Source organism: Phyllobacterium sp. K27, assembly GCF_054796155.1.
In genome coordinates this window covers 1-21,401 of record NZ_JBTWND010000002.1, presented here as the reverse complement: position 1 = coordinate 21,401, position 21,401 = coordinate 1, and the positions used below count along the sequence as shown (strand labels likewise).

The 21,401-nt window shown below is 57.5% G+C and carries 18 protein-coding genes and 5 pseudogenes; 12 read left to right on the top strand and 11 right to left on the bottom strand.

The window, feature by feature from the left end:
* Nucleotides 1–29: 29 nt before the first annotated feature.
* A complete protein-coding gene (locus ACYJL1_RS16970; protein WP_460898118.1) occupies nucleotides 30–848 on the bottom strand; it encodes an HpcH/HpaI aldolase/citrate lyase family protein in 819 nt (272 codons plus the stop codon).
* 16 nt (nucleotides 849–864) lie between these two features.
* On the bottom strand, nucleotides 865–1,722 hold the full coding sequence (locus ACYJL1_RS16965) for an HTD2 family dehydratase (RefSeq protein WP_460898117.1): 858 nt from the start codon (nucleotides 1,720–1,722) through the stop codon (nucleotides 865–867).
* A 325-nt stretch (nucleotides 1,723–2,047) separates the two neighbouring features.
* On the opposite strand from ACYJL1_RS16965, the gene ACYJL1_RS16960 reads away from it, so the two are divergent.
* Nucleotides 2,048–2,887 carry an IclR family transcriptional regulator domain-containing protein gene (locus ACYJL1_RS16960; protein ID WP_460898116.1) on the top strand — a complete coding sequence of 280 codons (840 nt, stop codon included), beginning with the start codon at nucleotides 2,048–2,050 and terminating at the stop codon, nucleotides 2,885–2,887.
* A gap of 30 nt (nucleotides 2,888–2,917) precedes the next feature.
* Here ACYJL1_RS16960 and ACYJL1_RS16955 read toward each other — a convergent pair whose 3' ends face one another.
* The 3 genes from ACYJL1_RS16955 to ACYJL1_RS16945 form a co-directional block, all read right to left on the bottom strand.
* Nucleotides 2,918–3,916 (bottom strand): hypothetical protein, encoded by a 999-nt coding sequence (locus ACYJL1_RS16955; RefSeq protein WP_460898282.1) that lies wholly within the window; start codon nucleotides 3,914–3,916, stop codon nucleotides 2,918–2,920.
* Complete coding sequence (locus tag ACYJL1_RS16950; RefSeq protein ID WP_460898115.1) at nucleotides 3,823–4,227, bottom strand: hypothetical protein; 405 nt, start codon at nucleotides 4,225–4,227, stop codon at nucleotides 3,823–3,825. The genes ACYJL1_RS16955 and ACYJL1_RS16950 overlap by 94 nt, the downstream gene beginning before the upstream one ends.
* A gap of 74 nt (nucleotides 4,228–4,301) precedes the next feature.
* Nucleotides 4,302–5,756 carry a thiamine pyrophosphate-dependent enzyme gene (locus ACYJL1_RS16945; RefSeq protein WP_460898114.1) on the bottom strand — a complete coding sequence of 485 codons (1,455 nt, stop codon included), beginning with the start codon at nucleotides 5,754–5,756 and terminating at the stop codon, nucleotides 4,302–4,304.
* Between the two features lie 122 nt (nucleotides 5,757–5,878).
* Here ACYJL1_RS16945 and ACYJL1_RS16940 point away from each other — a divergent pair, with 122 nt between their 5' ends.
* From ACYJL1_RS16940 to traR, 7 genes and pseudogenes are all read left to right on the top strand, one after another.
* The gene (locus ACYJL1_RS16940) at nucleotides 5,879–6,799 is read left to right on the top strand and encodes an alpha-hydroxy acid oxidase (RefSeq protein ID WP_460898113.1); all 921 of its coding nucleotides are present in this window, start codon (nucleotides 5,879–5,881) and stop codon (nucleotides 6,797–6,799) included.
* Complete coding sequence (locus tag ACYJL1_RS16935) at nucleotides 6,796–7,068, top strand: alpha-hydroxy-acid oxidizing protein (RefSeq protein WP_460898112.1); 273 nt, start codon at nucleotides 6,796–6,798, stop codon at nucleotides 7,066–7,068. Before ACYJL1_RS16940 ends, ACYJL1_RS16935 begins: the two co-directional genes overlap by 4 nt.
* A 76-nt stretch (nucleotides 7,069–7,144) precedes the next feature.
* Nucleotides 7,145–7,288: a hypothetical protein gene (locus ACYJL1_RS16930; RefSeq protein ID WP_460898111.1), complete on the top strand. Its 144-nt coding sequence runs from the start codon at nucleotides 7,145–7,147 to the stop codon at nucleotides 7,286–7,288.
* Between the two features lie 310 nt (nucleotides 7,289–7,598).
* Nucleotides 7,599–8,822, top strand: coding sequence for a CoA transferase (locus ACYJL1_RS16925; RefSeq protein ID WP_460898110.1), 1,224 nt, complete (start codon nucleotides 7,599–7,601; stop codon nucleotides 8,820–8,822).
* 115 nt (nucleotides 8,823–8,937) lie between these two features.
* Nucleotides 8,938–10,525, top strand: a pseudogene (locus ACYJL1_RS16920) (acyl-CoA dehydrogenase family protein).
* Nucleotides 10,526–10,602: 77 nt separating this feature from the next.
* A pseudogene (locus tag ACYJL1_RS16915) lies at nucleotides 10,603–10,737 on the top strand (electron transfer flavoprotein subunit beta/FixA family protein); the annotation flags it as partial.
* Nucleotides 10,738–10,985: 248 nt separating this feature from the next.
* Nucleotides 10,986–11,690 carry an autoinducer-binding transcriptional regulator TraR gene (gene traR, locus ACYJL1_RS16910; protein WP_460898109.1) on the top strand — a complete coding sequence of 235 codons (705 nt, stop codon included), beginning with the start codon at nucleotides 10,986–10,988 and terminating at the stop codon, nucleotides 11,688–11,690.
* A 3-nt stretch (nucleotides 11,691–11,693) separates the two neighbouring features.
* Here traR and ACYJL1_RS16905 read toward each other — a convergent pair whose 3' ends face one another.
* The 6 genes and pseudogenes from ACYJL1_RS16905 to ACYJL1_RS16880 all read right to left on the bottom strand — a co-directional run bounded on the left by ACYJL1_RS16905 (nucleotide 11,694) and on the right by ACYJL1_RS16880 (nucleotide 18,135).
* Nucleotides 11,694–12,002 carry a transcriptional repressor TraM gene (locus ACYJL1_RS16905; protein ID WP_460898108.1) on the bottom strand — a complete coding sequence of 103 codons (309 nt, stop codon included), beginning with the start codon at nucleotides 12,000–12,002 and terminating at the stop codon, nucleotides 11,694–11,696.
* A 322-nt stretch (nucleotides 12,003–12,324) separates the two neighbouring features.
* Nucleotides 12,325–12,950 (bottom strand): annotated as a pseudogene (locus tag ACYJL1_RS16900) (TraH family protein).
* Between the two features lie 4 nt (nucleotides 12,951–12,954).
* The gene (locus ACYJL1_RS16895) at nucleotides 12,955–14,199 is read right to left on the bottom strand and encodes a conjugal transfer protein TraB (RefSeq protein ID WP_460898107.1); all 1,245 of its coding nucleotides are present in this window, start codon (nucleotides 14,197–14,199) and stop codon (nucleotides 12,955–12,957) included.
* Nucleotides 14,120–14,650 carry a conjugative transfer signal peptidase TraF gene (gene traF / locus ACYJL1_RS16890; protein ID WP_460898106.1) on the bottom strand — a complete coding sequence of 177 codons (531 nt, stop codon included), beginning with the start codon at nucleotides 14,648–14,650 and terminating at the stop codon, nucleotides 14,120–14,122. The genes ACYJL1_RS16895 and traF overlap by 80 nt, the downstream gene beginning before the upstream one ends.
* Nucleotides 14,647–17,949, bottom strand: coding sequence for a Ti-type conjugative transfer relaxase TraA (traA, locus tag ACYJL1_RS16885; RefSeq protein ID WP_460898105.1), 3,303 nt, complete (start codon nucleotides 17,947–17,949; stop codon nucleotides 14,647–14,649). The genes traF and traA overlap by 4 nt, the downstream gene beginning before the upstream one ends.
* An 18-nt stretch (nucleotides 17,950–17,967) precedes the next feature.
* Nucleotides 17,968–18,135 carry a hypothetical protein gene (locus ACYJL1_RS16880; protein WP_460898104.1) on the bottom strand — a complete coding sequence of 56 codons (168 nt, stop codon included), beginning with the start codon at nucleotides 18,133–18,135 and terminating at the stop codon, nucleotides 17,968–17,970.
* A gap of 69 nt (nucleotides 18,136–18,204) precedes the next feature.
* On the opposite strand from ACYJL1_RS16880, the pseudogene ACYJL1_RS16875 reads away from it, so the two are divergent.
* From ACYJL1_RS16875 to ACYJL1_RS16860, 4 genes and pseudogenes are all read left to right on the top strand, one after another.
* Nucleotides 18,205–18,375 (top strand): annotated as a pseudogene (locus ACYJL1_RS16875) (TraC family protein); the annotation flags it as partial.
* A 105-nt stretch (nucleotides 18,376–18,480) separates the two neighbouring features.
* On the top strand, nucleotides 18,481–18,726 hold the full coding sequence (gene traD / locus ACYJL1_RS16870) for a type IV conjugative transfer system coupling protein TraD (RefSeq protein ID WP_460898281.1): 246 nt from the start codon (nucleotides 18,481–18,483) through the stop codon (nucleotides 18,724–18,726).
* A pseudogene (gene traG / locus ACYJL1_RS16865) lies at nucleotides 18,713–20,688 on the top strand (Ti-type conjugative transfer system protein TraG). Before traD ends, traG begins: the two are co-directional and overlap by 14 nt.
* 132 nt (nucleotides 20,689–20,820) lie before the next feature.
* A complete protein-coding gene (locus tag ACYJL1_RS16860; RefSeq protein ID WP_460898103.1) occupies nucleotides 20,821–21,186 on the top strand; it encodes a hypothetical protein in 366 nt (121 codons plus the stop codon).
* Nucleotides 21,187–21,401 lie beyond the last annotated feature (215 nt).

The following is a 21,401-nucleotide window of genomic DNA, read 5'->3' as shown; positions in this document are numbered from 1 at the left end:
AGCGCGCAAACGATACGAGTCGGGTGGTGCTAGTCTGTCTCGCGCTCATGAATGACCCCGGCGACCAAACTCAGGATGTAGTCGGCGCGATCGGCCACTGGCTTGTCGATCATCTTGCCCTTAAACTGACCCACGCCACCCTTGGCATTCTTGAAAGCAGAGACGACACCCGTTGCCCAGGCGATCTCGGCTTCAGTAGGCTGGAATCCCGCTTTAACCGCACCAACCTGCCGTGGATGAATGCAAAGCTTGGCCGAAAAGCCGAACTGTCGCGCTCGAAATATGTCGTTCGCCAACGCATCATCATCATTGATCGACGGCGTAACGCCATCGATTGGCGGTGGAAGATTCGCATAACGAGAAGCTATCGAAATTTGGAAGCGCGCGAAGTCAAGGGTGGCCGGCACACATTCCATGCGCGCATCGCTGGAAAAATCAAGATTGCCAAAAGCGAGCCTTTTTACCGAAGAGGCCGACGCGATTGAGTTTATTTCGACCAGGCCTTCAACGGTTTCGATCAATGGGATTAGCGGGTAATCGGTCAGTTTGACCGCAGCGATCGTTCGAGGGGTCGCCTTGGGCACCATAATCTCAACACCTGGACAGCTTGCCAACGCGGCCATGTCGCGTTCGAACCAGTCCGTGCTCTCCGCGTTAATCCGCACCACACCTGACCCACCTTGGCGAAACCATTGCACGACAGCGTCGCGGGCGAGATCCTTGTCTCCAGGTGGAACGGCGTCCTCTAGATCAAGAATGACGCTGTCGGCACCCGAGGCAACCGCCTTCTCAAAACGATCGGGCCGATTGCCTGGGACGACGAAAAGATAGCTGGAAGGTAGACCCATCGCCTTGGCCTTTCATTTAGACAAAAATTGCCTGTGCTTGCATCGCCAGTCCGCCACTGGAACCTCGCGCCCAGAGTTTCAGTTCGTCCCCGGTGCCTCCGGGACCCGCCTCAAGGTAGAGATCCTGATCGACAAACAGGGGAGCCATACCGCGGTAATCGAAGCGAAAGAGCCGCACGTCGCTCTTGGATCTGACTGCGAGCCCGTGCAACAAAGTAGCGATCAGCGGTCCATGGACCACCAGGTCAGGATACCCTTCCCCTTGGCGGGCGTAGGTTCGGTCATAATGGATCCTGTGTCCGTTGAGAGTTAGGGCAGAGTAGCGGAAAAGGAGCACCGGATCAGGTTTCATTATTTCCGAGGATTCCGCAGTGTCAGACACCAACGTTGGAGGCGGCGCTGACGCCCCGGCCGCGAGTGGTTCACGGTACACGATGTCCTGTTCTTCCTCGATGCACAGGACGCTGTCCGCAAATATCTGGTGTCGCACCGTAACAAACAGGAGCCGTCCGGCGCGACCCTTCTTGGCAGAAACAGCGACTATCTCGCTCTGCCGCTCAGCCTCAACACCAATCTTGAGGGGCGCGTGATAGACGATCCGGCCGCCCGCCCACATTCGTCGTGGAAGGCCAACATCCGGCAAGAAACTCCCGAGCCTAGGGTGGCCATCAGCACCGACCTCGCGGCGGCGAACCAAGGAGTTGAAGTAGATCCAGTGCCAAGCGGGTGGCAGCACGGTGCCGCCATTTGGTATTCCGTCGAGGTCGAGAGTGCTAGCCAAAGCCTCGGCCTTGTTACGAGTGATCCATTCGCGATTTTGTTGTCTCCGGCCTACCGCCTCTGAGGCGCCGACAGTCTCGGGATTCGATGTCACGTGTGGTTCCAATTTTTAGGTCTGCTCCAAGGCTCGCTAAGACAAGTGCGCTCTCAATGCGATTCGCGCGCCAGTTTTATTCATTTAATGATTATACTATTCATTTCACAAGAAGCCTAAGTCAAGATATGTATGCTCTTTTCAGAAGCGACTTGGCGCCATAAGTTTTGCAATTGCATACTTTAATGTGACGACGCCCGATCCTTGCCCTGTTATCCCGGAGCAATTTTTATTCACTGAGTGAACTGGTTGTGATAATTGCCGTCGGCAGGAGCTTCTAGTTTTGTGCGCAGGGTCTTCGTGCTGAAGACGAGAAAGGAAATGAATGCCGTCTTTTGAGCCCGTGCGGGCCCTCATTCGAGGCTTGGATATATTGCGTTTGATCAGCGAGGCAGGTCCGATCGATGCGACTAGTATTTCGAAACAGACCAGGTTGCCTCAGCCCACCACGGTCAGAGCACTCGAGACTCTCATGAGCGCTGGATACATCTACCGCCTTGAAGAGACGGCTCTCTATGGAGTTACCGCGCGAACCCTGGCCCTGAGCCGCGGGTTCGACGCGACCTCACGTCTTGTGCAACTCGCACGCCCACTGATCGAGAGCCTCCGTGCCGAGATCGGCTGGCCCTCTAACCTCGCAACGTACGCGCAGGGTGCGATGACGATCGCGTACACCAACCGCAGCGCTCACGGTATGTCCATTCCGGGTCGTCTAGGGGCAAGAATACCGCTTTTGGCGACAGGCGTTGGGCTGGTCTATCTGGCCTATTTACCGTCTCAGGAGCGCGAGGAAGTTCTCGCCGCACTGAGAACCTCAGACAGCCGTTGGGATACCAACCCGAAGATTCTCGCCGGGCTGGATGAAAAGCTCAATGCAGCCAGAGAGGACGGTTTCGCTTTCGCGGAAGAAGCCTACTTAAATGACATCTATCATTCTCAAATCTGGGCTGTTGCAGTCCCGATAATTGTTGAAGGGCAAGTCGTTGCTGGTCTAAGCAGCCTCGTGTTGAGAACCGCCGGCCAGCGGAAGAGAATTCTTTCGCAGATTCTTCCCCCCTTGCAGCGCACGGCGACGATGATTGCCGAAAGTCTCGAGAATGACGCTGGACGTGCCACGGCAACGCGAGCTGCCCGCCGAAAGGCGCCAAAGGCAAATCCGCCATAGGTATGACGTGGACGATATCTCGGTGACCTGTTATCGTGCGTTCACGTTTCCCGCATTGCTGTGACCGAAATCCAATACGCGGTCCATCAAAATACGGTGCTCTCGCTCATGGCGTTCGATTGAACCACCAGCAGACACTGGCATTGACGGACGAGCGACCACCGGCATTTTTTCGGACCACTTCACGCCCGATTTAGCCAGTTCGTCGCGCAGATACGGCCAAGCGCCTTGATTTTCCGGTTCCTCCTGGAGCCAAACAAACTCAGCGTTCTTGAAGGCAGTGACTATCTCAAGGATGCGCTTCCTCGCAAGGGGATAAATTTGTTCGATCCTGATTGGATGAATTTGGTTCTGTAGACCTGTGGCTTCCCGCTCCCTCTCGAGGTCGTAGGAAATTTTGCCAGATGAGAATACAACCCGACGAACGCCGAGAGGAGCTTCACACAAGGGGCTAATGACTGGAAGAAACGTCGTGCCTTCCGCCATAGCCGACAGCGGAGATGCGGCGGTTTTGGCGCGCAGTAGCGACTTCGGTGAAATAATGAACAGCGGCTTGCGCCAAGGGGCGCGGACCTGGCGTCGAAGAAGGTGAAATAGATTTGCGGGCGTCGACGGTTGAGCAACGATGATGTTTCCATTGGCACAAAGCTGAGTTAACCGCTCGATCCGCGCGGATGAATGGTCAGGTCCCTGGCCTTCCAAGCCGTGCGGGAGCATTATGACCAGTCCGGATCGCAACCGCCATTTCGACTCGGCCGAGACGATGTACTGATCGACAGCAACTTGAGCGCCATTCAGAAAATCGCCGAATTGTGCCTCCCAGATGGTCAACTGGTTGGGATCCAAAAGACTATGGCCATATTCGAACGAAAGAACGCCGTACTCGGACAGAGGACTGTTGATCAGCTCGAGGCGAGAATTTTCCCGGGTGGAAACTAAAGCGGAAAGCGTATCCCGCCTTTTTTTCGGTCGTGGACGGCCAGATGCCGCTGCGCGAAAGTTCCCCGAACTGCGTCTTGGCCTGACAATCTGACATTAGAGCCTTCCGAGAGCAGCGTCGCAAACGCCAGCGCTTCGGCCGTAGCAAAGTTGATACCCTCGCCGTCGATTAAGCTCTCGCTGCGCGCCGAGTAAAACTTTTCGACCTTGGCATTGACGCTCACATCCGACAGAAGAGACGTCGAGATACCGATCTCTCGCAGTCGGTCCATCTCGATCCCCGTCGAGACATCCTTGTTTAGATCGGTTTCGGTCGCTTCGGCCAGGTGAGCCCATGCATCTGACTGGAATGGCTGTTCGTTCGGATTTAGCTCAGCCGCAAGTTCGAACCCGATTTTCATCTGGTTTTGGAATACCTGTCCGACCGCTTCCGCTCGAACTATGATGTCAGGCTTTTGCTTCTCGAGCCTCGACGTCAGAATCTTCCGGACCGGTGGGTGGCATCAATCGTATTCCACATTTCAGGTTGGGTGAACCGGGGTTCGTCGAGTTCATTGTGTCCGAACCTGCGATAACAGACCATGTCGACGACAATGTCTTTTCTAAACCGGTCCCGCCAAGCGACAGCCAGTTGTGCCACACGAGCAACGGCGACCGGATCGTCGGCGTTGACATGGAGTACGGGAACCTCGACCGCTTTGGCGAAATCGGTGCAGTAACGTGCGGTTCGTCCCTCCGACGGCAGGGTTGTAAAGCCGATCTGATTGTTCACGACGAGATGGATCGAGCCTCCGCAGCTGTAGCCCTCCAGGCCGCCGATCTGCAGGAGTTCGGCGGCCACGCCCTGTCCGGAAAAAGCTGCATCCGTGTGAAGGAGAATGCACGCTGTATCTTCGATAATCGCACCATCTCTCTTTGAAACAGCGCGAGCAAGACCCAAAGCAACGGGTGCGACGACGAGAAGATGTGAAGGATGGGGTAAAAGCGTGACATCGATCGGGTGTTTTCCAACTGTCACATCCGTCGCGTAGCCCAAATGGTAAGGCACGTCGCCGGTGAACACAGTATCACCCGTCAGGTCCCTGCCGATAATTTCCGCGATCAGTGTCGCCGGGTTCTTTTTCAGTGCAGCGGCCAGAAGCGCCAACCGGCCGCGATGCATGCCGCCCATCACCACTCGCTTGGTATTCGTCTCCGGGAGGAAACGAAGAAGCTCGCGAACGAACACAATGGATGATTCAGATCCCTCGCTTCCGAAACGCTTCTTCGCCGGAAATTTCATCCGGATGGCTGTTTCGAATTCATCGGCCAGAACGATGGATTCGAGGGAATTGAAAAGAAGGTCGTCATCTGGCTCGGAGAGAAATGTCTTTTCAAAGGCTTCGTAGAGCCAGCCTCGCTCCTCGTCGGAGTTAATATGGTCCGCTTCTAACCCAGTTGAGGCGACGTAGATCGAGCGCAACAGGCTATCCGTTTCTACTGGGGTGGCGGATCGCGGAGATGCTCCAATAGTCAGAGCCAATGACGGGCCATTTGTGGATTGAACCTCCGCCCTGAGCAGTTCGAGACGGGCATTTCGAAAATTGTTTGGCGAGAGCGGATCAATCTGCGCCTCGAGGTGACCGAAACGTCGATAGCTATCGATTAGATTCGCCACCAAGTGCTCGCCAGTTAAGAATTTTGCTTCCGCAACGTCACCGTCGATCTCTTGAAAGTGAATTGCCAAATCTGCCGGAACCGAATTCGGATCCCTCTTATATCGAGCATAGAGATCGACGAAATATGCGTTATCGCCGCCTGAAGTTAGGCTCAGACTTGTAGGGCGGTGCCAGCCGTCCGTTCTTTTTGGCAACGATGTTCGAGGGCCTTCGAGGAAATTTCGGGGATTCGATGTCATTCGTTTTATTCTCTTGATGAATACCGAATTCAAAGTTATAGACGTTTAAAGGGATTGTCATCAACTTTGTGAGGACATTCGAAAGCGGGGTGATGTCAGGTAACCTCCCGGGGGAGGCTTCGACTCGACCGCCCTCGAATGAAGTGGAAATTTTCATGAACGGTCAGTCCAGCCAGCCTCAGTCCATTGCGGATTTTCGCGAAGCCGCCAGGCGGGCGTTGCCCAAAATGGTATTTGAGTTCGTGGACGGAGGTGCCTATCGGGAGGACACCCTTAGGCACAATCGCGATGCTCTGGATCGCGTGCGGTTGCTCGCATCCGCGCCCGTCGACGTTGCGACCCGAGCCCTGACCACGACGCTTTTCGGCAAGACTTATGCGATGCCGTTGATCATTGGGCCAACGGGACTTGCCGGCGCGATTTGGCCAGCCGGCGACGTTGCGCTGGCTCGTGCGGCAGGCAAAGCCGGTGTCCCGTTTGTCATGAGCACGGCCGCGACCTGCACTCTGGAGCAGGTCGCCGAAGCAACCGACACGAAGTGGATGCAGCTCTACATCTTCAAGGATCGAAGTTTCAGCCAGAGGATCATGGAAAAAGCGGACGCCCTCGGCTTCGACGCACTACAGATTACGGTGGACAGTGCGGTCGTAGGAAGACGGCTGAGAGATGTCCGCAACGGGTTTTCGCTTCCATTCAATTGGACTTCAGCAAAGGTGCTCAGCCTCCTTCTGCATCCTGCCTGGACCCTGCGGATGGCGCGAGGCGGCAGTCCTCAACTCAAGGTCATGGCTGCCGAACTTGGGCTGGAGAAGAATAAAACCATTTCTCAGTTGATGCAAAGCCAGCTCGACCCTTCAGTTAGCTGGGACGATATCGCTCGATTCCGTGACCGCTGGAAAAAACCACTTATCATCAAAGGCGTTCTCGATCCGCAGCACGTAAAACAGGCACTCAAGATTGGCGTGGATGGCCTGGTGATCTCCAACCACGGCGGGCGCCAACTTGACGGCGCCGCTTCTACAATCGATGTCCTGCCAGAATTCGTGTCTGAGCGGCGGGTCGGCTGTCGCTATTGATTGATAGCGGGTTCCGCAGCGGGACCGATATTGGGCGCGCCCTGGCCCTCGGGGCCAATGCCGTCCAGGTCGGTCGGGCGACCCTCTATGCGCTTGCGTCAGGTGGAGAAGACGCTGTTGCTCATGCCCTTGCAATATTGAAGCAAGAGCTCGATGTCGTGCAGGCGCTCACCGGCGCGAGGCGCGTCGAACATTTCCATCCCGGTATGATTTATCAATCTACGGGGATGCCGCTCGGCGGCAAAAATAGCAATAAGCTTACGACCTGAGCTTGATTAGCCGACACTTCGAGAAGGCTTTGTGTGTTCATGTGCCCTCTCCACACTGCAGATTATGAGCAGAGCCATGGCCGCTATCGTCGTAGGCTGGCTCTTCCGGCTGCGGACGCATGAGAACGAGCAGACTGGCTTTGACGGTCAGCCCAGTCAACGTTTTGACGCAAGTGACGCATCGCCAGGAAATACCAATCGCCATTACCCGACGTCGTAACAGAAAGTCTCTCTTCGAAAACAAATTAGTTATTCTCTTGATGAATACAGAATTCAAATCTATGATGAGCTTCGCGGTTCTGTTTTTCGGCACCTAATGCTTACGGCGCCGCATGCGCTCACTCGTGCGTTCCCGGTGGAATGTTGTCGACGTTCGCATCCAGTGGTGTCGCAATGGAGGACTCCATGGACGGAGAGTGTAAAAGTTTAAGGTGCCAGCGGTTGTCGTTTGCGAAACGGCCTCGGTGGGACAACTCGCGATTTGCCGCAGCGCTGGTCGTCCTCCCCGAACGACACAGGTAGCGCCCACCATGTATCAAGTTTTATCTGATCTTCGCGTTGTTGAGGGTTCGTCCTTTGTAGCCGCGCCGTCTTGCGGAATGCACCTGGCCCAGTTAGGCGCGGAAGTGATCCGTTTCGACTCGCTTGGTGGTGGACCAGATTTCAGACGATGGCCGAAGGGGTCCGATGGCGCCAGTTTTTTCTGGGAGGGAATGAACAAGGGCAAGAAGTCGATCGCAATAGACTTGCGACGTCCTGAGGGGCGTGCTTTGGCGGCGGACCTCGTTACGGCGCCCGGACCTGGCGCTGGCTTATTCGTTACCAACTTTCCTAAGGACGGTTTCCTAGGCCACGAGCGCCTGTCACAGAAGCGATCCGACTTGATTACGGTGCGCGTCATGGGGCGCGCCGATGGTGGGCAGGCCGTCGACTACACAGTAAACGGCGCGGTCGGATTTCCATTTCTAACTGGCCCCAAAGAACTCGGAGACACTCCAGTAAACCACATCCTGCCCGCCTGGGACCTTCTCGCCGGCGTCCATGCCGCATTCGGGTTGCTAGCGGCTGAGCGTTCAAGACGGATGACCGGGCAGGGGCAGGAACTGACCCTTCCGCTTTTCGACCTCGCGCTGACAACGCTCGGGCACCTCGGACAGATTGCCGAATACAACGAAACTCAGACCGATCGCCCCAGATACGGGAATGCACTGTACGGAGCCTTCGGAAGGGACTTTGCCACCGCTGATGGCGAGAGGCTCATGCTCATCGCCATCACGGCAAAGCAATGGACCAGCCTTCTTGGAGCGCTCGCGATCAATAAGGAGATCCACGATCTCGAAACCGAGCTCAAAGTTTCGTTTGCTGAGGATGAAGGCGTTCGGTTTGTCCATAGGGAGCGACTGTTTGCCATTGTCGAGGCAGCAGTGGGACGCTCAAGATTGGATGAGCTTGCCCTACGATTCGATGCCCAACAGGTGTGTTGGTCGAAGTATCGGACGGTCGGCGAGGCATTGCGCGAGGATAAGGACGTTTCATCCGCAAACCCTGTATTCGCCGAGGTCGCGCATCCCAGTGGTGCAACCTATCTGACGCCCGGGTCCGCGACCGGCTTTTCGGGAGCAAAGAGACTTCCGCCCGTCCGCGCGCCAAATCTCGGCGAGCACACCGAAGAGGTGTTGGCATCGGTACTTGGACTTCCAGCTCACGAAATCGGCCGACTACATGACGAAGGCGTTGTCCAATCTGCCCGGTGAGGCGAGTGGACTCCAACAGCAGGGGATCAACATGCTGACTGCAAATTGGCACCATTCTGGAAACACAGATCTTTCTCTTTTTGGTGAGGCTTCGGAAGCCGCATCGACTTTACTGATGCACGTGCGTTCAGCGATCGGTTCTCGCCTTTCAGTGAACGGCCGGTTGGCCGGGGAGACCGTTGACCGGCATCAACGGGAGATCCATGGCCTTGCTTGGATGGCCACCACGGCCGAGGCAATCATGCAAACGGTTCGCTGGGCGCAGGACAGTTCCGCTAATAATCGACTGGCGGAAATAGACCATATCGCCTTGAGGATTGGAGTAGGCGAATACCTGCACCACTTGGCCTCCGGAATTCCGATGAGCCAGAATGAGATTGTTCGCCCGGGCGAGATGGGACTCATCGAACTGACTGAAAGATTCGTCTCCGACCCCGCAGTCGCCTACCTGTTGCAGCACGGCAATACCGCTGAAAACCGGCACACGCTTATTCAGTTGGTGCGCGACGGCCAGAACATCACGGAAGATCTCAACGACGACACACTTGATATGGTGCGCCAGACTTATCGAAGGTTTACGGACGACCGCATCACACCGAACGCCCATAAGTGGCATTTGGAGGATGCATTACTTCCCGACGAAATCCTTGGCGAGATGGCCGATCTTGGCACCTTCGGCATTTGCATCGACCTTGAGTATGGTGGACTTGGGTTGGGCAAACTCGCAATGTGTATTGCAACCGAAGAACTGAGCCGCGGATGGATTGCCGCCGGTTCGATCGGCACCCGCTCCGAGATCGCGGGGGAACTCATTCATTCGAGCGGTACACTGGAGCAGAAGGCCCGGTGGTTGTCCGGCATCGCATCCGGGAGTGTCCTGCCCACTGCTGTGTTCACAGAGCCAGACACCGGCTCGGACCTGGCTCGCCTTCGTACCCGCGCATCCCCCAATGACGACGGCTCATGGGAGATCAATGGGAACAAGACATGGATCACACGCCGGGCGCAGTGACCTAATGACGGTCCTTGCAAGGACTGATCCTGAAAAGGCCGATTATCGCGGGCTTTCCATGTTTCTTGTTCCCAAGAGCCGCAGCACAGACACGGAGATATTTCCCGATCAGTGGCTCTCCGGCGGAGAGATTCCCGTGCTGGGATATCGCGGCATGCGTGAATATGAGCTTTCGATCTCTTCATGCAGGGTTGAGGCCGGAGGACTACTGGGGGACGCCGAAGGGGCCGGTTTCAAGCAGCTCATGCAGACGTTTGAAGGCGCAAGAATACAAACAGCGGCTCGTGCACTCGGTGTTGCCCGACGCGCTTATGAACTTGGGATATCCTACGCGTCCGACCGAAAACAGTTTGGACGGTCGATTTTGGAATTTCCGCGCGTTGCGGACAAGCTTGCGTTGATGGTGGCTGAAATTCTCATGGCCCGACAGCTCACTTATCACGCTGCGCGTCAAAAGGATTCCGGCAAACGATGCGACGTCGAAGCCGGGATGGCCAAGCTATTGGCCGCCCGCGTTGCTTGGAGCAACGCCGACCTTAGCCTCCAAATTCATGGGGGCAACGGCTATGCGCAAGAGTTTGAAATTAGCCGCATTCTCTGCGATGCGCGGATCCTCAACATTTTCGAAGGGGCCGCTGAAATACAGGCGCAGGTCATCGGTCGAGGTCTGCTCTCGGGCAGCAACGCTTAGACGAAGGAGAAAACCGTATCCGCCTGAGTGGCGACCGCGGTATCAACGGACGTCAACAATAGGAGCGAAACAAGATTATGAAGATTCTGGTCCCGGTAAAACGGGTGGTTGATTACAACGCAAAGATCCGCGTGAAGGCGGATGGCACGAGTGTAGAGCTTTCCAATGTGAAGATGTCGATGAATCGGTTCGACGAGATTTCGGTCGAGGAAGAGCGCGGGCTCATCTGATCGCCCAGTTCTTCGCTGTCTCGTCCGGGATGTTGCAACTAGTGAGTTGCAACGCCGGCAGATCGACGTGGAGTTGCGCGAGTCCGGATATTACTTTTAATCGATGAGTTCCATAAGGCATCTTATGCGATTTTGAAGAAAATTTTGGGAGATATTCAAGCCGCTGAACCCCTCAAGTCATTGAGGCCGTTCATGATTCTGTTCTACCTGACCTATTACGGAGGGACCAAATGCAGCATTGGCTGGACAAGTTAACCGACCTAACAGCAATTGAGACTAACCAAAGGAACCTTGAAGACGCACTTGCTGGTCTAACCGAACAGGTCGGTTTTGGTGGTTACGCTTATCTCAGTGTGCGACCCGGACATTCCTTCGCGATCTCCAACTATCATCCAGACTGGCAAGCCCTTTATTTCGAACGGAATTATTTCGCGCTTGATCCGGTGGTGAAGCGGGGAAGAACGCTGAAGAGAATTTTCACTTGGGCGGGTGAACGAGACATGCCCCGCGTTACAAAAACCGAGAGGTCGTTCTACTCACACGCGGCTAATTTCGGGATTCGGTCGGGCATCTCCATCCCGGTCAAAACCGCCAACGGTGCGATGTCGATGTTCACCATGGCCTCTGACAGGCCGACAATCGACCTCGACCAGGAGGTCGATGCGGTTGCCGCCGCGAGTGCGGTCGCCCAACTCCATGCCCGCATCGCATTTTTGCGGGTGACACCCACTGTTGAGGACGCAGCCTATCTCGATCCGAAGGAGGCGACCTACCTCAAGTGGATAGAGGTTGGCAAGTCCATGGAGGACGTGGCTGCAATTGAGGGAGTTAAATACAACACTGTTCGGGTCAAGCTTGCAAACACCAAGAAGCGCTTCGATGTGCACACAACAACTCACCTCACCGCTCTGGCAATTCGAAGAAAATTGATCTGAGATCTAATCCGCCGAAACTTTTGGGATGTAGCCTAGAATGCCGACAAGTGTGTTTACCACAGACATTTGGGCATGCATATCCAAACAGGCTTCAATGTACCTCAGATGGTCAGCGCCACCGGTAACTTTCCCCGCTTGATACTCTTCCGGCAGCTCCTTAAAGAGTTTGTCAGCTTTTTCCACTAAACGCCGGTGAGTACAGACGGCCGTGATTGTGAGCCTCTCCAAATCGGCCAAAGGCAAACCGCGGGTGAGCCCAATGGCGGCCCGAAGCTCAAGCTTGTCTTTTGGCGTCGCGTCTTCCGATTCCATGCTTTTCCAACCCTGGTTTTGTCTGCGGTACGCCCCCGCAAACGTTAATCCCTGATCCCACAAGCCGGGGGTTGGAAACTGTACTCGGACAGTCCTGAGACCTTTAGCACCGAGGTGCCTGGACATACGTCACAGGCCCCCGGCCACAAGGCCAGAGGATTCTGATGCAGTAACGGACTGCACCAACCGCCGAGTAGGGGTTTCCACACCCCGGGGCAGCGCGTACTGCCCCACCGATACCTATAATTGCTCCAAACTTGTTTTACCAGTGCAAGAGTGCAGAAATGGATGGCGAAGGACAGCAAACTCATTCGACTTTCAGTTATTGCGAACCAATTGTCGAAAGATTCACGCGGATTCCCGCCTTGTTCGGGTCGAATTTGTCCGCATCAGTCGGAGGTTCGGGGTTGCTGGATGCTGTTCTGTCACCTGATTGCCGGTGATCCCTGTCGACTATATCCAGAGATGCGGGCTCGACCGGCTTCGTCTCTTCGGCACCCGCGCCTGAAACACCGCCACCCCCTCGAAATAACCTGTCTGCCACGCGATGATGGCATCATCGAACACCTGCGGCAGAACCTCTTTGTTGGTTGGATTGCCATACCACTTGGTGACGATGCGGTAGACCTTGCCAAACAGCGCGGTGCCCATGCGAATGTTCTGGCAAGGCTCGATCAGATCCGGCTTCAACTGACCTGCCTCAATGGTGCCAAGCCCGGCAGGATACTGCGTGATGCCAACACGCACGGTACCGCGGCCGAGGTTGTCACGGATCAGTGCTAGAGCCTCGTTCGCCGTCGCGGGTTTCGGCACGAGCACGATACGGTTTCCGGAGCGGACCGTAACGCTAAGCGGATCCCGCGATCCTGCCCGCTCGATAAACATCTCGGCGATCTCAGGCTTCAGAGCCTTGTCGGCGCATTGCTGAATTAGAACCGCATCGATCATCTGGTCACTCCTGTGGGTTCTGGTTGAAAGCCATGACGATCGGCACGCCGAACAGCCGCGACCATGCGACAGCGCTGGCCTGCTGGATGGCGATGATCGTCGTTCCGGAGGTCCACCAACCATTGCCGGTCGCGACGATGATGTCTGGAGCGTGAAGCGTCGACTGCAGGATTGGCCAGAGGATCAACTGCTCGTAGCAGATCAACGGAGCGATCCTCATACCCGAGACATCGACGATCGGATTGGCAAAAAAGCGAGCGCGCGCGCCGACGTCCTCGCCCATCCAGACCCGCCACGGCTGCCACATAGAGACCGGGACCGGCATGCGCTCACGATAGAGGATACGCCCCTCAGCAGCTGAGATGGAGACCATAACGTTGTCGTAACCGGCAGCATCGATGACCGCCGCACCTGCGATCACGGTGATGCCTGACCCATGCAAACCATCTTGCCAGAGACGCATCACACTCGGCGTCCAGAATCCCAGTGCGCTCTCCGGCAGAACGACGAAACGCGCGTCTCCGGCCTTTGCTTTAACTTCTGCGATCAAATCGCGATGATAGCGTATCGAGCCGTCGCGACCGAGATTTTGCCCAAGCGCGAGGTCGACCCCTTTCCACCTGTCTGGTAGTTTGGGCTGCGTCCAGTCCGTGGCGGACCAAGCGTATAGTACCAACATGACTGCGACTGCAATTTGCCACCTTCGACCGGTCATGACGACCAACAGGATCGCGGTCGCGACCAGTCCAACCCATCCCCATCCTGGAACCAGAACGCCGGCCGCAGTCAGCGGATGCGCCCAGCCGACTATGCCGAATGGCGGAAGAGCCATCAGCACGATGGCCACGACATAGCGCACCGCCCGCACCCTTCCCGGTTGCCTTGTCCAAAGGACGGCATGCACCAAGGAAAAGCTCGAAGACGCCATCACCCACAGCAGAAGCCCTGGCCAAAAATCGGCGGCGTAAAAGTTCGCCACCCCCTGCGGCAAGCCGCGGGACGCGGCGAGGAAATAGCTCGCCGAAACGGCCGCTGCGACCACGCGTGATGGCGATTTCGCCCAGAGCAATGGGAAGAACATCGCGACCGGAAGGGCCGCCATGTTTCCGCTCCAGGCGACCGTTCCGACCGCTACAGACACCCCGATCAGGAGAGGTCCGCGCACGCGTTCAGGGATCGACAGTAAGGATCGGCCGGGCAAGCCCAAGCACGCCGCCAACAGGGATCGGTCCAAAATATCGGGAGTCATAGGAGCTCGCAAAAGATGAGTGAAGAAACAGCTGTCTCGGTGGCACGGGACCACCGGGATCCGGCGCGAGGGCACGCCCTGTCCCGTCCTGTGTTCTGAGGGTGGATGCCTCGACTGGCCGACCATCGATCACAACCTGACCACCGATCTGGACACGCTGACTGGCAAGAGCTGCGACCGTTTTGATCAATGGTGCAAAGCCACCGAGACACGTTCCCCAACGAAGGTATCCGCGCTCGCGGGCCGCTTGAAATGCGACTGTTGCCGGCGGGCAGATGAAGACGAGATCGCCGGTCGCGACGTCGCGGCTAAGCGCCTCGATGCGCCAGAGCCCGAGTGGCTCGCTGGGCGTCAGGTTTAGCCGGTAGCCGCCGATATATGCGGCCGCGACAAGACTGGAGACGACCACGCCAGCACCCGCCAGAGCCAAGATCACCTGCCGTCTCGTCATTGCTTCAGCACCGGGTTCTGGCGCTGCGTGAGACGCAGTTCCTCTGACTGCTTCATCAACTGCACCGTGCGTTCGTGGGCCGCGAGCTGCTGCACCGTGCGCATGACCGGCCATGCCTCCTTCAGCCGTTCCTTCTCCTGAGGTGCCAGCCCCTCTGAGAGTTTGTCGAACAGCTGGCCGTCGGGATTGCGGGCGGAACTTGCCAGCAGGGTCCGCTCACCGAACCGCTCGGTGACCGCCTTGTTAAATCCGTCGAACTCGGCCTTGGTTTCGCGGTTGCTGAGTGCATACCCCATGGCCGAGGGCAGGTCGTTGCGGTCGATCGCATCGCGCACGCGCTCGAGCACCACATGTGCCGCCGGCGACAAAGCCGGAATGTCGATCGACACGCGCTGACGCAGGGCCCGCTCGTCAGCCAGCAGCCGCTGCATGGCAGTCCCGCGCATCCTCAGATACTGCTCAAGGTCGCGCGTCAGGGCCGGGACATTCAGTTCTGCGACCCGGCGGTCTTCCCGGTCGGCCTTGCTGGCGAGAATGCCAGTCCTGCCCCTAAGCGGACCGATCGACGCCGGATCGGACGCCAGCGTCTGAAGCGCACGTTTGGCCGTTTCCTTATCGGTCAGAACCGCATCGAAGTCCATCACCCGGAAAGCGGTCTCGGGATCGGCATAGACGTAAGAAAAGCGGGTCGAGACCTCTTCCCATTGTTTGTTGAGGGCTGGTTCGGCGTCGAGCCTGTGCTCAACCCTATCGGCAACGGAACCGGAATATTTCTTGATGCCTGCGACCATGGGCGAGGCCTCCTTCATCGTTTGGGTTTTCGGGATTTGTTGAAGGCCGAAGCGCTCACCAATTGCACGAAGCCTCTGAGCAAGATCGGCAAGTCTGGTCTTCTGGCGTAATGTCCAGTCGAGTTGATCTCGCAGCAGCGTACGCGCCACCTGGACGATGTTGAGGCCACGACTTTCCGCAAAGCGCAGCGCCTCGCGGTAGAGTTTCCCGTGCTCATGGTCGAGCGTGGTTTCCTTGGCGTTCCTGCGGGAGAGAACCTTGGCAAGACCGCCATTGAAGGCAAAGGATCGCGTCCCGTAATAGAGCTGCAGATCCTCACGGTGACGGGTCATCGCCACATAGGTCAGATGCCGATCAAGGGACAACGAGGCCAGCACTTTCACCCGATCGACGGTCGCACCCTGGCTTTTGTGGATCGTAGTCGCGTAACCATGATCGAGATTGCTGTAGAAGCGCTGCTCAACGACAACTTGCCAGCGTTGATCGCCCTCACCTACAGCAGCAACGATGCGATTGTGAGCGGCTTCAACGACGTGGCCGATCATGCCATTCTTAACGCCGAGCGAGGTCTCGTTCTTCAGGAAGACGATCTGGTCACCCGAGTCGAATTGGCGAATGCCGTCAGCCGTTTTGAAGAGATGGCCCTCACCGACAATGCCGCGTTCGACAAGTTTTTCGCGGGCCATGCCATTGAGCATCCGAACGTCGCGGCGCAGATGCGCGAGGATCAACGTTGTCTTCGTCTGATCGTAGTCGTGGTTCCAGTCACCAATCAGCCGCTCGACCGCTTCGGCCTTGAGGCGCGTTCCCGTGATCCTGACATTGGCGTTATAAGCGGTCAGCGCCTTTTCCACATTGCCTCGGGCCAGATCGAGCGACGCCTTGCGCATCCAGTCCTCGCGTTGGCGATAGATCGTCTCGAGTTCGGCATAACCGATGCGATCGACGATGGCGCGGAAGGCAGCACCCGCCTCGATCGGCTGGAGTTGTTCCGGATCGCCCACCAGAACGATCTTGGCACCTGCCCTGACGACGGTATCGACAAAGCCGGCCATCTGTTTCGACGCGACCATACCTGCCTCGTCCATGACGAAGACGGTTTTGCTTTCCAAAACATCACGGCCCCGATTCCAGCGCCGCTCCCACGACGCGAGGGTCCGGCTATGGATCCCCGCTTCATTTTGCAGCCCCTCTGCCGCCTTCCCGGCAAGCGCGCCGCCGACGACACGGTATCCGGCCAGTTCCCAAGCTTCTCGGGCAGCCTTCATCATCGTGGTCTTGCCGGCGCCGGCGCGTCCAACCACGGCCGCGATCCGGGCGGGACCGGCGATCCGCGCGATCGCGGTTTTCTGTTCTTCCGAGAGCCGCTCATGCCGCCGGAACGTTGTTGCCAGAGCAGCTTCAAGGACAGCATGCCCGTCCCGATTCGACAGCCATAACGCCTGCCTCACCATCGTCGCTTCCAGCCGGATCATCGCCCGCGTCGAATAACGGGCGGGCATCTTCTCTCCGGTCGCGAACTCAATCGTGTCCCCCTGCAGACGGAGAACCTCGGGGTTCAGGATGATGCGTAACATCAGTTGCTGGAAGACAGCCGGGTCATCGACATAGCGATGCAGAACCTTGGCGATATCGCGCTCGTCGAAAACGCTCTTCTCGCGGGTGATGAGGTCAAGCACAATCGCCGGATTGCGTAGGATACGGCGCGCATTTTCCGCGCGGCGCTGCTCATTCAGCTCGATCCGCTCAAGCTCTGGACGCGAGCCCTGGCTTTCTGCCTTGTGCTCGATCGCCTTGGCCCCGACACCAAGATGGATGGTCGGTTCGAGGTCGATGCCCTGCTTTTGGTAGGACCGGCCATCGATGCGGAGATCGATACCGCCGAGCGCCAGGTGATCGTTCAGCCGCCCGAACCAACCGTCCCTGAGGACATTGAAGTCGTCGGTCGATCCGGCCCAGAGTCCGTAGATGATTTTGCCGGATTTCGTGCGAATCGGCTGTCCGTCGTCGCCAAGGACCGTAACCTTTTTTGCGCCGAACCCTCCCTCCGTCAGCGGGCGCAATGTCGTCATCAGGTGGATATGCGGGTTACCTGGGTTGTCGTGGTAGACCCAGTCAGCAACCATGCCTTTCGACAGGATGTGCGTTTCCACGAAATCCCGGACCAGCGCGATATTCTGTTCGGGCGTGAGCTCCATCGGCAGCGCAATAGTCAGATCGCGGGCAAGCTGCGCATCGGCCCGTTTTTCGAAAGTCTCGACCCGGTTCCAGAATGCTTCGACTGCACCCGATACAGAGCGATCAGAGATAAGGGTCCGGGCCCATTTTGGGGCATCCGCGGGGAGAACGAACTCCTTGTGCAGCAGCCCCTGTTTGCGGGTGTAGTCAATGGTGCGGGCCTCGCGTTCGTATTCCATTTTCGCACAATGCCGGTAGGCCGCAGACAGCACTACGCTGCGGCCGTCGCCGCGGCTGACAATGCTGGCTGAAAAATGAGCGATGGCCACGGCGTGAGACACTCCCGGTTAGAACCTGTTCGTCAGGAGTGGCGGTCCTACCCGGCCCCGCCAGGGCCGAAAGCAACCACGTCGCATCAGGGACGTATAATTGCGCCCTTGAAACCGCTCCTTCGGAACGGCGGGATCATCCACCAAAGTATCGGCTTTGCCGATCTGCAGATCTGCAGATTCCATTTCTCGAGCATCCGGGGGATCCTCGGCGTCGCAACAGCAACGCCAAAGACCTCAAGGAGAGCATCCGGAATGAAGAAGCCATCATCGAAGATCAGGGAGGAAATCGCCAGATTGCAGGACCAGTTGAAAGCCGCCGAAACACGCGACGCCGAACGCATCGGCCGGATCGCGCTGAAGGCTGGCAGCATTGGTGAGATTGAAATCGAGGAGGAGGCAGAGCTTCAGTCGGCCCTCGAGGAGTTCGCGGAAGGTTTCGCGGCAGTCGGGAGACGGCAACGGCAAGAAAAAATCCCACCGGCGGCCGGACCGGCAGCGAGGCCACTTCGACGCTCGCGTCTGGCACGGATGCGGGCGGGCCTGATGAGGCTTGAGCGTATGGCGAAGGGGTTGACGACGGAAGCGCGCAAAAAGGACACGCGCGAAAAAATCGAACTCGGCGGGCTGATCGTAAAGGCTGGCTTGCGCTACGAGAAGCGGGCACTTCTGCTCGGTCTGTTGATCGAAGCCAGCCACCGGATAAAAGGTAATGACGCCGAGCGATCGCGACTGACTGCCCTCGGAGCGGAGGCCTTCAGTAATGACAGCGAATAGGCTGCTTCTCGGGATACTTCCAGCGGTCATCATGTTGGCCGCGATGGCCGGGACAACTGGCATGGAGCACCGGCTGGCGGCGTCTGGAACGAGCGCGCAGGCAAAGCTTTTCCTCGGTCGGGCAGGCCTTGCCCTGCCTTATGTCGCGGCTGCCGCGCTCGGCGTCACCTCGCTGTTTGCTGCGAACGGCGTGGCAAATATCAAGGTCGCCGCGCTGAGCGTGATTGCCGGAAACGGCGCGGTCATGTTCATCGCAGTCGCCCGGGAAGCGATCCGCCTCGCTAGCATCTCCAGCAGCGTGCCATCAGGGCAATCGGTTCTTGCCTATGCCGATCCTGCGACCATGGTTGGCGCAAGCGCTGCATTGTTCAGCGGAGTGTTTGCGGTACGCGTAGCCATCAAAGGCAATGCAGCGTTTGCTCGAGCACGACCAACACGCATCGCTGGCAAACGTGCCGTGTACGGTGATGCAAACTGGATGAGCATGCAGGAGGCCGGGAAGCTGTTTTCGGACGCGGGCGGCATTGTGGTCGGAGAACGATACCGCGTTGATCGCGACAGTGTTGCAGCCTTGGCGTTCCGCACCGACAAGCCGCAGAGCTGGGGTGTCGGCGGCAAGTCGCCGCTGCTCTGCTTCGATGGCTCGTTCGGCTCATCGCACGCTATCGTCTTTGCGGGCTCCGGCGGTTTCAAGACAACGTCCGTAACGATCCCGACGGCGCTTAAATGGGGCGGCGGGTTGGTCGTGCTCGATCCGTCGAGCGAAGTGGCGCCGATGGTCATCGAGCATCGACGGAAGCCTGGCCGCAAGGTGATCGTGCTCGATCCCGGCAACCCAGCCACCGGTTTTAATGCCCTCGACTGGATCGGCCGGTTCGGTGGCACAAAGGAAGAGGACATCGTCGCGGTCGCGACATGGATCATGACCGACAATGCACGTGCTGCATCTGCCCGCGACGACTTCTTCCGCGCGTCGGCCATGCAGCTCCTGACCGCGCTGATCGCCGACGTCTGCCTGTCCGGACACACCGACGCAAAGGATCAGACGCTGCGCCGTGTCCGGGCCAACCTCTCGGAGCCTGAGCCTAAACTGAGAGAACGGCTGACGCGAATCTACGAACAGTCCGACTCCACCTTCGTGCGCGAGAACGTCGCGGTCTTCGTAAACATGACGCCAGAGACTTTTTCTGGCGTGTACGCCAATGCGGTGAAAGAAACCCACTGGCTTTCCTATCCGAACTATGCCGCCCTTGTGTCGGGCAACAGTTTCTCGACCGATGAGTTGGCAGCAGGCGTCACGGACATCTTCATCGCTCTTGACCTGAAGGTTCTGGAAGCGCATCCGGGATTGGCGCGGGTGGTTATCGGCTCCTTTCTCAATGCGATCTACAACCGCAACGGTGAGGTCATGGGCCGCACCCTTTTCCTCCTTGATGAAGTAGCATGCCTCGGATATTTGCGTATCTTGGAAACGGCCCGTGACGCCGGCCGCAAGTACGGCATCAGCCTGGCGCTGATCTTCCAGTCGATCGGCCAGATGCGAGAAGCTTATGGCGGCCGTGACGCCAGTTCGAAATGGTTCGAGTCCGCATCTTGGATCTCGTTTGCGGCGATCAATGACCCTGAGACGGCCGAGTATATTTCCAAACGATGCGGCGACACCACGGTCGAAGTAGACCAGACAAACCGCTCTTCCGGAATGAAAGGATCGTCCGGTCGCGGTCGAAGCAATTGACCCGCCGCCCGCTGATTCTGCCGCACGAAGTGCTGCGCATGCGCAGCGACGAGCAGATCGTTTTCACCGCTAGCAATGCACCGTTGCGCTGCGGACGCGCCATCTGGTTCAGACGGAAGGATATGAGAGCGTCTGTGGGGGGAAACCGGTTTCACAGGCAAGCCATGAAAGTGTCGGGAGCCAATGTGACAGGCCCCGTAACAGGAATTGAGGAGACGACAGATTGAAAATTTTGCCCGCCGTTGCCACCCTATCGACCATGGCAATCTGCCGATTCGCATCTGCGGGGTCAACCCAACAACCGAGAAGCTCAAAACTAAGCATTCGCTATCTGCGGAAGCGGCCAACGCGTCACCTGCGTGGTGGACGGCGATACGTTCTGGTTCCAAGGTAAAAAACAGGATCGCCGACATCGACACGCCAGTGAGGAAGATCGCTTCGGTCGCAAGGTTAGGATCGTCAACCGCGACCGGCGATCGGTGGGCGATATGCTCGTCGCCGCGCCGGAGTTGGTGCGAATGAAACGAACGCAGGACGTGTTGGCCTATGCAGAGCATTGTGAGTACATCGCGTACCCGGCCATTGGAAATCTCACTTATCGCGAAGGCATAGCTATTTCCAAGCCCGCCGTCCGCATCTTCAAGAACATCCGGAATAGGATTATCGATGACGGCCGGTTGCGGGAAGGCATTGCTCCGTCCTACTTTTTGGAGGGCATGCTTTGAAACGTGCCCATCTGTCTCTACGACGGCAACAAGCAGCAGACGGTGGTCAACTGCTACGGGATGGCAGATAAGTCGCCGCTCAGGTGCGCCAACGGTATTCACTGGCTTCCTTTCAAAACAACTCGGTTGCTATCGATTGAACCGGAATGTTTACATCCTCCCGGGGCGCTACACGTCTTTATGTTTGCAGAGCAGCGAAATGCCGAATGCTTTTT

Excerpts from the sequence above, each read along its gene's own strand:
- ACYJL1_RS16970 (WP_460898118.1), bottom strand. The coding sequence starts at position 848 with ATGGGTCTACCTTCCAGCTATCTTTTCGTCGTCCCAGGCAATCGGCCC.
- ACYJL1_RS16960 (WP_460898116.1), top strand. The coding sequence starts at position 2,048 with ATGCCGTCTTTTGAGCCCGTGCGGGCCCTCATTCGAGGCTTGGATATA.
- ACYJL1_RS16950 (WP_460898115.1), bottom strand. The coding sequence starts at position 4,227 with ATGAAAATCGGGTTCGAACTTGCGGCTGAGCTAAATCCGAACGAACAG.
- ACYJL1_RS16940 (WP_460898113.1), top strand. The coding sequence starts at position 5,879 with ATGAACGGTCAGTCCAGCCAGCCTCAGTCCATTGCGGATTTTCGCGAA.
- ACYJL1_RS16930 (WP_460898111.1), top strand. The coding sequence starts at position 7,145 with ATGGCCGCTATCGTCGTAGGCTGGCTCTTCCGGCTGCGGACGCATGAG.
- ACYJL1_RS16925 (WP_460898110.1), top strand. The coding sequence starts at position 7,599 with ATGTATCAAGTTTTATCTGATCTTCGCGTTGTTGAGGGTTCGTCCTTT.
- traR (WP_460898109.1), top strand. The coding sequence starts at position 10,986 with ATGCAGCATTGGCTGGACAAGTTAACCGACCTAACAGCAATTGAGACT.
- ACYJL1_RS16905 (WP_460898108.1), bottom strand. The coding sequence starts at position 12,002 with ATGGAATCGGAAGACGCGACGCCAAAAGACAAGCTTGAGCTTCGGGCC.
- ACYJL1_RS16895 (WP_460898107.1), bottom strand. The coding sequence starts at position 14,199 with ATGACTCCCGATATTTTGGACCGATCCCTGTTGGCGGCGTGCTTGGGC.
- traF (WP_460898106.1), bottom strand. The coding sequence starts at position 14,650 with ATGACGAGACGGCAGGTGATCTTGGCTCTGGCGGGTGCTGGCGTGGTC.
- ACYJL1_RS16880 (WP_460898104.1), bottom strand. The coding sequence starts at position 18,135 with ATGGAATCTGCAGATCTGCAGATCGGCAAAGCCGATACTTTGGTGGAT.
- traD (WP_460898281.1), top strand. The coding sequence starts at position 18,481 with ATGCGGGCGGGCCTGATGAGGCTTGAGCGTATGGCGAAGGGGTTGACG.